3 protein-coding genes are annotated in these 12,999 nt (G+C 62.7%); all 3 read left to right on the top strand.

Annotated features, from left to right (window positions below; genetic code table 11):
- The first annotated feature begins 49 nt into the window (after positions 1–49).
- Positions 50–709 carry a TetR/AcrR family transcriptional regulator gene (locus tag P0D77_RS02915; protein ID WP_277554666.1) on the top strand — a complete coding sequence of 220 codons (660 nt, stop codon included), beginning with the start codon at positions 50–52 and terminating at the stop codon, positions 707–709.
- A gap of 657 nt (positions 710–1,366) precedes the next feature.
- Positions 1,367–7,726, top strand: coding sequence for a S8 family serine peptidase (locus P0D77_RS02910; RefSeq protein ID WP_277554665.1), 6,360 nt, complete (start codon positions 1,367–1,369; stop codon positions 7,724–7,726).
- Positions 7,726–12,930: an Ig-like domain-containing protein gene (locus P0D77_RS02905; protein WP_277554664.1), complete on the top strand. Its 5,205-nt coding sequence runs from the start codon at positions 7,726–7,728 to the stop codon at positions 12,928–12,930. The genes P0D77_RS02910 and P0D77_RS02905 overlap by 1 nt, the downstream gene beginning before the upstream one ends.
- The last annotated feature ends 69 nt before the right edge of the window (positions 12,931–12,999 follow it).

Below are 12,999 nucleotides of genomic sequence, written 5' to 3'. Positions count from 1 at the left end.
GCCCACTCCGAGGAGTTCATTACCGTTGCCCCGCGAGAGTGAATAACTGATGAGCGACGGGACAGAGGGGTCCGAACAGGTCGCCGACTGCGACGCAGTCGAGCAACCGGACGTGAACACCCTCATTATGGAAGCGACCTATCGAGCGTTGCGGACCCACGGGTACGCCGAGTTGAGCGTTGCCCACATTGCCGAGGAGTTCGAGAAGAGCAAATCCCTGCTGTACTACCACTACGACTCGAAAGATGACCTCATTGCGGGCTTTCTGGAGTTTGCTGGTGACCATTTCCTCGCGATGCTCGAAGAGGCCGAACGCGAGGCCGACGGCCCTATCGATCGCCTTCGCGCGTTCGTCGACATCTACCTCGCCCCAGAGGTGGACGAAGAAATGGCAGAGGCCCAGCGAGCAATGATCGACCTGCGGGCGCAAGCGGTGTCGGAACCGCGATTCCGCGCGGAGTTCACGCGCATCGACAATCACCTCCGCGACCGTCTTGTTGACGCTGTCGCTGAAGGGGTTGAGTCGGGAGTGATCGACGAGAGCGTCGACCCGGAGGCGGTGGGTACGTGGGTGCTCGCGACCCTGACGGGCACGATGCTCCAACGACACACCGCCGACTACGACGTGGTTACGCCCGTTCGTGCGATGCTTCACGGTCGACTCGATGAGTTTGTGGCGACGACTGACACGCAAGACGATCGCCGCTGACTGTCCATCGACGCCGGCCGCCACGTCGACGCGCGAGGTGACTCTTCACTGTTGACACCCTCCCCGCGCTAAAGGGCGAGGATTCCACGAAGTGAATAGTAACAAGGCTACGATAGTGTATGCTATCGAATAATTCCGATCAGTATCAGCAGATTCCAATTAAAATACGCTCATATCTGAGATAAATCATCTCCAAGATGAATTACCACTTTACTGTAGTTTTAATATATCTTGGTTAACACGGTGCTGTATGACAGTAATCGGTATTGATAGCGATAGATCTTGTATCCATCCGACTCTATCTAGAGGGCAATCCAGATGAGAGATCGACGCATTGCTGCACTTTTTCTGACGGTTTTGATGCTGGTGTCGACGGTCGCAGTTCCGGTCGGCGCCGCAGTCGGCGGACAATCACCGGCAGACACTCCATCGTCGGTGACCGCTCCGTCAACTGACTCTCCACCACCGGATCTCGGTGATGGTTCCACGCAATCAGCTGACCGCTCGTCGGACAGTTCTTCGGCGAGTATCGGTCCCGGAGTCTCCTACCGACTCGACGCGACTGACGACCCAGTTCCCATTCTCGTCGTCTTTGATACGCAACCGCAGGAAGCGTTCCAACTCGGCGGGATGTCGCCGGCCGAGTCGCGTTCACAGATGAAATCGCTGGCAAACAGCGAACAGGAGCGTGCTCGTGATCTCATCCGAGAGCGCCGTGCCGATGGCTCCGCGTCTGATCTGCGGACGTTCTGGGCACGGAACGCGCTCGCGGTCAGCGCTGATGGGGAGACAATCCGTGACCTCGCGGCCCTCCCGAACGTCGAACGCATCGTCTACGACCGGAAGGTAACGGCGGCTGACGGCGGAACGGGCGTTCCGGCGCTCGACCGCATCCTCTCAAAGTACAACACGACCACGTCGCCCGCCGGAATCGAACGTGACGCCAGCAGTCAGAGCGCCTGGGGGACCGAGTACGTCGGTGCAGACGCCGTACAAGACCGCGGCGTCACCGGCGCGGGCGTCAACGTCAGCGTCGTCGATTCCGGTATCGACGACACACATCCAGCGCTGCAGGGGCAGGTCACGACGGAGAAAGACTTCACCGACGAGAACCTCACAGACCTACAAGACCCCGACGGCCACGGCACCCACGTCGCCGCGACAGTCGCCGGCCGACGTGACGCCGACCAAGCGGTCGGCGTCGCCCCTGACGCGAACCTCTTCGATGCCCGAGCGCTCGACAGCCAGGGGAGTGGTCGCCTCTCGTGGATCCTCTCGGCGTTTGAGTGGAGCGCGGAGAACGACGCCGATGTCATCTCCGCTAGTCTGGGACTGTCGCCGCTGACGGACTCGTACACGGGAACACAGACCGTCGAAAGCGGTAGTTCGGCGAGCCACGACGTGACGCTGTACAGCGACGCTGACTCGGCGTATCAGAACTTCAACGAATCTGGGTACGAGGCGTCGTACGTGATGGTCATCGTCGAACCAGTCGCGGTCAACGGGTCGACGGTCAACGCCAGCGAGGCGGCAGCGGCACTCGACAACGCCTCCGTCGCCTTCCGCAATCCGAACGGTGAGGTGGCGCTTGACCGATACTCCGCTGGCTGGGCGTTCGGGAGCGGCGAGGTCCCTGACGGGCTCATCTTCCGCAAGTACAAGCCGAGTAGCGGCACAATCTCGACGACCGGCAACTGGTCGCTCGAGGTACAGAACAGCAACGACGTGAACGTCACGTACAACTATACTGCGGTTCCGGTGTACCCGTCGAACGGCTCCGACGAACTGTCGAAGTCGGTGACGAGCCTCGCCGAGAGCAACGACGTGCTCCCGGTCATCGCGGCGGGTAACTCAGGGTATGTCTTCGGCGACCGCAGCGTTGGCAGTCCCGGCGCCGCCGAAGGTGCAATCACCGTTGGCGCGTCCGAGTACCGCTCGCAGGCAGTCGCACCGTTCTCCAGTCGCGGTCCAGTCGGATACGGTGCCGACAAGCGCCAGGGCGTGACGATCATCGCCCCCGGCACCGACGTCATCTCAGCGGACGCGGGCGGGGGATACGTCGGGTACTCCGGCACGTCGATGGCCACCCCGCACGTTTCGGGGACCATCGCACTAATGCTCGACGCCGACTCGACGATGAGCAACACCGAGGTCCGCGACACGCTCACCGCGAGCGCCCAGGAAGTACCCGCTCCGGCGAACGCAGCGGGCGCGGGAATGCTTGACGCGTGGGCGGCGGTCAACAGCACAAACGCCTCGGTGCTCTCGGCTTCCCCCACCAACGTGGATTCGCGGGAACTGTTCGCGGGCATCGGCGACACCGGCGAGACGTACGTCAACCTCGAACTCGACCCAGCGACGGACCCGGCGGGTGACGCCAGTAACGCGCCAGACCTGCGGTACACCAGTCGGAAGATCGTCAACGACGAGATCGAGATCGCCCTCGCAGGCGAGGGAACGTACAACGGGTCGTTCACCGTCTACATCGACGCCGACAGTAACGACTCCACAGGCGATCTGGCACAGGGCGGCGCGGACTTCCGCGCGGTCCTCAACCGGACGTTCGACGGGTCGTCGTTCAGCCTCTACATCGACGAACAGCGATATAACGCGAGCGCGGACGCATACGAGCACGCGGACAACTTCTCCGTGTACGACGGTACGCAGTCGAAGCAGTTGGTGGAGATGTACCTCGACATCTACGCTGGACCGTTCGAGAACACCGGGCCCGCAGAGTACCACATCGTCTCGCGGACGCTCGACTCGAGCACCGACACCGACCGCTTCCCGAACTCGGGGCAACTCAGCGAGAACGTCTCCGATCGGAACCTGAAGGCACTCGGTATCGCGTGGAACGCCTCCGCCGGCCAGCCGGTAAGCGGCGTTCCCATCACCTTCGAGGTGATGAACGATTCCGGCGCCGTGGTCGCGAACGCGACCACGCTGACCGACAGTCAGGGACGCGCGATTCACAACTTCTCCGTCGGACTCGGCTACTACGACGTCCGGGTGTCCGACGACCGTGGGAATTCGGTCACTCAACCGTACGACCTCAGTGATGCTTGTATCGAGTACTGCATCGTCGACAGCGGGTTCAGCGAGTTCCCGAACCACGTGGCTGAATATCGTGACTACGAGGTCGAGGCCAACTCGACGGTGACGGTCAACGTCCCGGTGTACAGCGACGACGGCAATATGACGCCGTACGACGGACCCGCTTCCGCCGAGGTTGGCAGCCACTCCGGGGAGCCGATCGTGTTCGACGATCTCCAGGTTGCTGATGGCGTGGTCACGTTCACTGTGGACCTTTCGCAGACGTCACTCGACGAGAGCGACGACCACCTCGATATCCGGCTCGCGCTGTCGTCGAACTTTTCGAACGCGACGGAGTACGCCTCTGTCGGCGACCTCAACATCGTCTCTAGCGAGGACGCCTACACTCAACTTGGTCCAGAGGTGATGACTGTCGCCCCCGGCGGGTCCACGACCGTCAGCTTCCAGCACACCACCTACGGTGAGGGGCCGGTGAACGCCAGCGCCGACTACCGGGTGACGTGGATCACCGACCGGACGGTCGCGTCGCTGTCGAACAACCTGCCCACTGACACACTCACGCGGCTGAAGCAGGTCCGACGGGCCGCACGCACTGGCGACGACTCGTCGGTTCGGCTGACCGACCGAGACAAACGCGAGATCCGTGAGGCACTTGAGAACATCTCGACGTCGCGAACCGCGACGACGGTCGTCACCGGGACGGCCGACCCCGTCGCCAACGGCGTCGGGACGTTCACCGCGGAGTCGCCCATCGATGCACGCTTCGGCATCGTGGAAGCGAAATCGTCCACGTCGGAGGACTACAGCGGACTGTCGGTCGTCGCTATCGAGGGGCGGTCCTCACAGTACTACGACAACCGGACGGACCCGCAGGAGGACACTGGACAGCGGTACGGGCTGTTCACGTACGACAGTTGGGGGTCTCACGTTGAGGGTGACTACCGCGTTCCCAACGACACGTACGATATCAACGTCCGACTGTACGACTACGAGACCGACAGTTACGTCGATAACGCCACGGTGAACGTCTACACCGACGGCGGCGACGTGTACGAGGTGACGACCGACGCCAACGGGTACACGACCGTCACGGTCGACGCGCCCGACACAGACTGGGTGAACGCATCCTTCGACGAGCGCGAACAACAGGTGTACGCAGTCGTCCGGAATCTCTCTCAGCCAGACGGGACGGCCATCACGGAAGACGAGTTCCTCTACCCGGACATCTCCCGTGCCTCTGGATCCGGTGGGGTGGTCGAACCGCTACCGGATATTCGGTACGACGACGGGACGCTCCGCACGCGGATCGACTACCGCAACGACACGTACGATCCAGTTCCGGGGCAGCGCACACTGGTGATCGTGAACCAGGGCGACTACGAGTCCAACGATGACGTGTTCGTCGGGTTCGTCGACCCCGGATCCAACGAGTCTATCACGCGGAATTTCACCGACTCGACGCCACCCGCGTCCGACGAGTACGCGGAGTACGAGATGACGACCCGAACGCGAAGTATGGACGACAACACGTTCTGGGTCGACTGGGCGGACGCTGAGGGCGTCTCCGCCGAGACGACTGTCAACGGCGGCTTTGCCGATGATGTATCAACGACGGTCACGGTGAACGTCACCGACCGCAATGGCGACCCGGTCGAGGGCGCGGCCGTCGTGTGGCGCTATCAGGTGGACACCTTCGAGAACCGCAGTTACGAGGCGAACGTTCCCAGCGAGATGCCCGGCGGGGTGAAGGTTGGAACAACCGACCCTGACGGGACGGTGACGTTCGAGGTCACACCCGACGTGCCTGAAGGCTCCGCTGACGCGTACCTCGACTACACGGTCGGCGTCGCGACGGCGAACACCAGCGAGACGTACGTTGATGGCGGTTACGAACAGGTTGAACGCGATCTGAATCTGATCAACGCAAGCGGTCGGCTGAAGTACGCCGATGGCTCGAACGTCTCTGGTCAGACCATCGAAACGTTCGGTGACAACTTCCGAGAGAACGAGGTTCAGACGAACGAGGACGGGACGTACACGCTGAAGGTCGAACCGAACTCGACTGGGTACGAACTTGCGTACAAACAGACCGACTTCAGCGACACCACGCCCAACTTCCCGAAAGACGGGCGTGCCGACCTCTACGCATTCACCGAGTTCGATACGAATGGATCTGACGTCGATCTAGGAACCCGGACGGTTCCGGAGGGACATCTGATCAACATCACCGTGGTCGATTCAAACGGCAATCCCGTCTCCGTCTCCGACATCGACGTGATGCCGGTGAACGGTGATGCGACCGGCCACCACCCCGGCTACACGAACGCCGATGGCGAGGTCGTCCTCGAATACGCTGACTCGCCCGGGGTCGAAGCGAACGGCACGCTCCAGATTCGTATTCCGGCGACCGGCCCGTATCTGGAGACGGTGAAAGAGTTTGACGTCCAGAACCGGACGAACGCAACCATCGTCCTCAACGAGGAAACGACCATCTCCGGACAGCTCGTCGACGAACGCGGCGACGGCCTCAGCGGTGACTTCGCGGTCGTCAACGGCCCAGGAGTGTTTGATCCGACCGAGACGAATGCCACCGGGAACTTCTCCACGGTCGTCCCAGGTAATGCGACGTACCGTATCGGGTACGTGCAGCAGAACGACTCTACCAGCGTGTTCTTCCCACGTGACGGCGTGACCGACCTCTACGTCCCCACGAACGTCACAGTTGGAAGTGGGAGCGTCTCAGTCGGCACGGAGACCATCCCTGACGCTGCTGGCGTGTTGGACGTTCGCGTTGTTGACGAGTCGGGGAACCCGGTCCACGACGCAAACGTGACAATCAATCCGACGACCATCGAATCGGCGACGCTCGGGTTCATCGCGAACACGTCTGAACAGGGCTACTACACGATCGGAGGCAAGCGAGGTCTCGAAGCCAACGGGAGTTACCTGATCGAGGTTGAACCCGGCAACGCGACCGGCTACGTCGACGAGACTCGCACGCGCAACGTGACTGTCACGAACGACACGACGGTCAGGGTGCAACTCAACACCACCGAGACGGCCGGCATCGACGTCGACTACACGCTTGAGTCGACCGAGGTCGAGACCGGTTCCCCGGTGAACGTGACGGCGACAGTCACGAACAATGGCAACACCACTGACACCGAAACGGTGCGCCTGTTCGTCGATGAGGAGGTCGTTGCCAACGAGACGGTGACCGTCGCTGCCGGTGACACAGAGACGGTGACGTTCTCGCGAACGCTCGACCGCGGCACCCACAAAGTCCGTGTGAATGCACTCTCGGGGACACGTGTGACAGTGTCCAACCGCGTCTCGACGACGTTCGAACCCAGCACGGTTCGGGTAAACACCGGCGACGAACGGACGGTGAACCTTACGCTCGCGAACGCGACGAACGGCGTTGGAGCGCTCGATGTAACGCTCTCGCTTGCGAATGTCTCGACGGCACGCATCACCGGCGTGACGGTCGTTCCCGACGGCGGGTCGACCAACGTCGATATCGCGAGCGACGGCGGCTCCGCTCGGGTCACTGCCGCCCTTCTCGACACGAACGACACCGGCTCTGTCCCGCTCCTGCGGGTCACGGTCGCTGGCGGCACGAACGGGTCGACGACGCTGACGGCGACGCCGAACGAAATCAGTGACGAGCCCGGCCTCCCGTACATCGTCGACGCCAATGCGACGACGACGGTGCAAGTCGGAGACGTCCCGCCCATCGGCAACAACAGCGCCCGGCCGACTGACGTGGACGGCGACAGCAAACTCGAGGACGTCAACGGCGACGGCGAGTTCACCGTCTCGGACGTCCAGACGCTCTGGAAGCACTACAAGAACGACGCCGTCCAGTCGAACGCCGGCGCCTTCGACTTCAACGGCGACGGTGAGGTGAACGTCGTTGACGTGCAGAAACTGTTCGCAGCCCTCAATGGAGGGGATAACTGATGACTGATACACCGAGTCGTGGCGACCGCGTTCGTGCGGTCGTGCTCGCGACACTGATGATCCTGTCGGTGCTTGCGGTGCCGCTGTCGGCGACGACTGCGGCCGCTGCTGGGGGCACCACCGTCAGCGTCTCGCCTGGCGAGGCGACTGTTGAATCAAACGAGACCACTACATTCGCCGTTGTCGTTGACAATGCTGACGGCGGCGTTGGCGCGTACAATGTGACGTTCGCGCTCGACAACTCGAATGCACGGATCACCGACCACACCTTCGAGGGAAGTCCGTTCGAGTCACGTGTCACAACGAACGACGACAACACCTCGATCACGCTGACCGCATTCGGGGCTGACACCGACGATACGGGGTCGGCCACGCTTGCAACGGTTACGGTAGAGGGTGAAACCTCCGGACAAGTCGATGTGGGCGTGACAGTCAACGCCCTCGGCGATGAGGCCGGCGACAGTTATGACGTGACCGCAACCTCGGGTGCATCACTCGGCGTGAATCAGCCGCCGAGTGCGAGCGTCACCACGACGCCAGGCGAACCGGGGGTGAACGAGACCGTCACCGCCGACGCCAGCGGCAGCAGTGACGCCGACGGAACGACCGAATCCTTTCGATGGTACGTCGACGGCCAGTTCCAGTCCGAGCGGAACGGCTCAGTCATCGACGTCAGCTTCCGAGAGCCAGGCAACCACACGATCCGAGTCGAAGTCGTCGACGATGACAACGCCACCGCCAACGCGAGCACAGTCGTCACCGTCGTCGACCGGACAAGCCCAACAGCGGGATTCGACCTCAACCGGAGCGAGTTCACGCTCGGCGGCACGGTTCGGCTTAACGGGAGCCGTTCCAGCGATAATGTTGGCGTTGTTGACTACGATTGGACTGTTACGGCTCCGAACGGAACGCAAACGCAACTGAGCGGCGAGAACACGACGTTCACGCCCGCACAGGCCGGTGAGTACGACGTATCCCTCACCGTTCGCGACGGCGCGGACAACACGGACACAGCGAGCACGACGTTCACGGCGCTTGCACCCGCGAACGTGACGGTCACGTACGGACTGGAGAATGTCTCCGACGACGGCGTCTTGCTGTCCAATGAGACGCTCGGCGTGAATGCCACAGTCCAGAATACTGGCGATGAGCCTGAAACCCGAAACGTCTCGCTGGTGATCGACGGTGACGCCGTCGGTAGTGAGACTGTGACCGTTGCTGGCGGCGAGACGAAGTCCGTCGAGTTCGCCCGCGGCCTCGCAGTCGGAGCGTACGAGGTGACGGTGAATGACCTGCCCCCGACCACGGTCGAAGTGCTTGACCCGGCGAACCTCACGACGACCTACACCGTCTCGCCGAAGAGTGCGTTCACGTCTGATGCAATCTCAGTGAACGCGACCGTCGAGAACACCGGTGACGTCGCCGGCAACACGACGCTGACGCTATATCGCGACGGAACCGCGGTCGACAACGAGACGATCACCGTCGACGGCGATTCGACGGAGACAGTCACGTTTGTTCAGCGGTTCGGTGACGCTGGACCGTACACGCTTGCGGTCAACGACAAGTCGCCCACTACGGTCACGATCGACCGCTCGACCAACCCTGACGCCGACACGTCGATCACCGCGCCTGATTCGGGTGTGGTTGTGAACGGCGAAGTGACGCTTGAGTACGAGGTGACTGCGACTGATGGTATCCAGCGAGCGGTCTACCGCGTCGACGACGGCTCGTGGACGACGATCACCGACGGCCTCTCGACGACGCAGTTCACAGTGAACACGACTGCGCTCGCGGAGGGTGAGCACACGGTGACGGTCGCGCTGGTCGACAACCTCGGCAACTACGTCGGACAGAGCACGCGCACCATTACGGTCGACCGGACGGCACCGAACGTCTCGGTCACACCATCGCGTACGGATGGAGTGAGCCCGAACCAGCCGCTTACGCTCGATCTGACGGTTGAGGAGCCGAATCTGAACCTCAACCCCGGATTCCTGACGCAAGCGCCGGTGACGATCACGATTACCGGTCCTGACGGTTCGAACGTCTTCACAGGCTTGCTGACCGACTCGGTTGCTGACGGCGAGGCAACCGTCCCGTGGGACGTAACAGACGACGGCACACCAGTCCCGAGCGGAACCTACACCGTCCAAGTGACGAGCGTCGACGCTGCAGGCAACAGTGCCACCGTCACCGAGACGGTCGACGTTGACACGGATGCACCAGATGTCACCGTTGACTCGGTGTCAGGCGGCGTCGTCCGTGATGGCACTCGCTACGCGAACGGGAACTCTGAGGTTGTGGTCTCAGGCAGCGTGACCGACGACGAGTCGGGCGTGTCGACCGTAACGGTTGTCGCCCGCTCGACTACCTCGCTGTCGTCGACTGAGACGACCGCGACGGTGGCCTCAGACGGCACCTTCTCGACGCCGCTCGACCTCTCGGGCGTCCCGGACGGCAACTACACCGTCGAGGTGGTCGCGACCGACGCGGCCGCAAACACGGCCAACGAGACCGCGAGCGAGACACTCTCGCTCGACACTGAGGCACCGACGCTCGGCGCATCGTTAGGTGCAATCAACGCGTCGACCGGACGTGTCACGGTCACCACCGACGAGGCGCTTCCTGGCGCACCGACGGTCACAGTCACGCTTCCCGACGGGTCGACCAAGGCCGTCACCGTGACCGACGCCGACGGCGATGGTCGCTACACGTCGACGTTCCAGCTCCAGTCGAACGGCAACTACACCGTCGAGGCGAACGCGACGGACGCGGCCGGAAACGCGGCCGGCTCACAGTCGACGACGAACGTCGTCACCGATGTCGAGGTCGACGCGAACGGTACGGTCACTATCGCTAACGGCCAGACGTTCATCGAACTGTACACCAAGTCGGACAACGTGAGTGGAGCGGTCGCTTCGCTAACAACGAGTTCGACGCCGCTGGCACAGCTGTCGCGTGATCTCTCGGGAGCGCAGTTCATCGAGGGCGAACTTGGTGACTCACTCTCGGAGAACCTCTCGTACGCGAAGATCGGAATTCCGGCCGCGACCGTCCCCGAGAGCGCTCGGGCGAACGTCACTATCCGTCGGTACAACGAGTCTACTGGTGAGTGGGAGGAAGTTGGTGAGACGACTGTCGAGACACGCGATGGCACTGAGTACTTCGTGCTCAACGTCACGCATTTCTCGACGTATGGTGCTGTCCTCGTCGACACCAGCGACCCGACGATTCAGCGCGTCTCCCAAGACGGCGAGACGTTCGAGTACGACACTGACACCGTCACGGTCGAATCGTTCTACTACGACCAAGAGACCGGCATCAACGTTAGCGCCGTCTCCGTGCAGTTCGACGGCCAACCGGTGTCGAACGTCTCGTCGGTGACGGCGAACGTTGACGACGACCAACTGATTGTCAACGCGACCGGTCTCGAAGGCACAGGTGAACACACGGTGACCGTGACCGTCGCCGACCAGGCGGGCAACGTCGAGACGCAGACCTCGACGTTCACCGTCGAGGAAGACACAGCAGCACCGTCGCTGTCGACGAGCGTCACGAACGAGACGGAGATTGCCTACGGTGCAAGTTCGAAACAGTTCCGCGTCGAGTACGCTGACGCGGCGAGCGGTGTTCCCGCAACAAACGAGTCAGTCACGGTCTCTCTCAACGGCGACTCGATCAACGATGAGACGATCGTCGATGACGGCTACGTGACGTTCACGGTCGACGACCCGACCCCGGGACAGACGTACGACTTCACCGTCTCCGTCACCGACCGCGCGGGCAACACCGAGACGCTGACGCGGTCAGTGTCGGCCGAAGCCGACACCGCCGCACCGACGCTTGACGACACGGTATTCACACCCGAACCGACGGGCACCGGACCTGCGACGTTCCCCTCGGGCAACTCGCGGGTCACAACGGAACTGCGTATCTCCGACGCGCTCAGTGGGGTCAACGCCAGCGCGATCACAGTGACGTTCGACGACGAGGACGTCACTGACACGGCGGTCATCACCGATGACAAGATCGTGTACACGGCGTACGGCTTGGAGAACAACACGACGCACACGCTTGAGGCGACGTTGGTCGACCAGGCTGGCGAGAAGGCGAGCGTCTCGAAGACGTTCGAAATCGCGGCCGCAGACGAGGATGTCTCCGACGGTGGCGTCAAGCCGAGCCTCGGCACTATCTCGGTGACACCGCTCACCGACGGCACTGTTCCGGCGGGCACGGACTCGGTGACGATCACCGCTGCCTACGGTGACGCCGACGGCACCGTTCCAGCGTCTGGAATCACGGTGATGCTCGACGGTGCGGACGTCACTGACCAAGCGAGTGTCAGCGGCGGGACGGTTGAGATATCCCTCGCCGACCTCACAGCGGGTGACCACACTATCCGCATCACAGTCGTCGACGACGACGGCCTGACGCGTGAACGCGTTGCCAACTTCACTGTCGCCTCCGCTTCCACCGGCGGTGGTGGCGGCGGAGGCGGTGGTGGAGGCGGTGGAGGTGGAGGCGGTGGCTCCGGTGCCAAGATCTCCTCGATCGCTACCTCCTCGGGTGCGACTGTCAACGTCCGCGACATCTCGATGGGTGCGACGCCGTCGACGACGGTTCCCGGGATCAGCGGTGCGGGCGTCACCGTCGACCGCGTCGCCTTCGACTTCACGTTCGCGGCCCCGTCGTTCCGCATCGAGTTCACCCCGCCAAGCACGTCGCCGCAGGGTGCGCCCGCCCTCTCGAACGCCGAGGGAGTCGCCTACTTCCGTGCGGACGCCATCGGACTCGAGACATCCGGTATGGACAAGGCGTCGATGACCGTCTCCGTCGACAACTCCGCATTGCCGGCAGGTGCTTCGCTTGAAGACGTTGCGCTCTACCGCTACCACGACGGCGAGTGGCAGGCACTAGAGACAACTGCGAACGGCGATGGCACAGTCACGGCTGCGTTGCCCGGCTTCTCGGCGTTCGCCATCGGTGTCCCGGCCGACGACGGCGGCCAGGACGACACAGGCACCGCGACAAGCACGCCAACGTCGACATCGACGAGCACGCCCGACGATGTCAACACGGCGACGGCGACCGGTACGGATACCGGTGGCCAATCCACAACGACGACATTCCCCGGATTCAGCTCTGCGCTCGCGGTTGTCGCGCTGCTCGCGGCGGCGTTGCTGGCCACGCGGCGGGACTGACCGGGGTACGATAGCCGATTGACTGGCCTTCACGGGCCAAGACCGATTTTTTGGTTTTCGGACGAGTTC

It is taken from the genome of Halobaculum limi, assembly GCF_029490015.1.
GTDB classification, from domain to species: domain Archaea; phylum Halobacteriota; class Halobacteria; order Halobacteriales; family Haloferacaceae; genus Halobaculum; species Halobaculum limi.
The sequence above is the reverse complement of the archived record's forward strand: the minus strand, read 5'-3'. Positions and strand labels throughout refer to the sequence as shown.

Bases quoted from the DNA above. Each gene is read 5' to 3' on its own strand.
- P0D77_RS02910 (WP_277554665.1), top strand. From the start codon at position 1,367: ATGAAATCGCTGGCAAACAGCGAACAGGAGCGTGCTCGTGATCTCATC.
- P0D77_RS02915 (WP_277554666.1), top strand. From the start codon at position 50: ATGAGCGACGGGACAGAGGGGTCCGAACAGGTCGCCGACTGCGACGCA.
- P0D77_RS02905 (WP_277554664.1), top strand. From the start codon at position 7,726: ATGACTGATACACCGAGTCGTGGCGACCGCGTTCGTGCGGTCGTGCTC.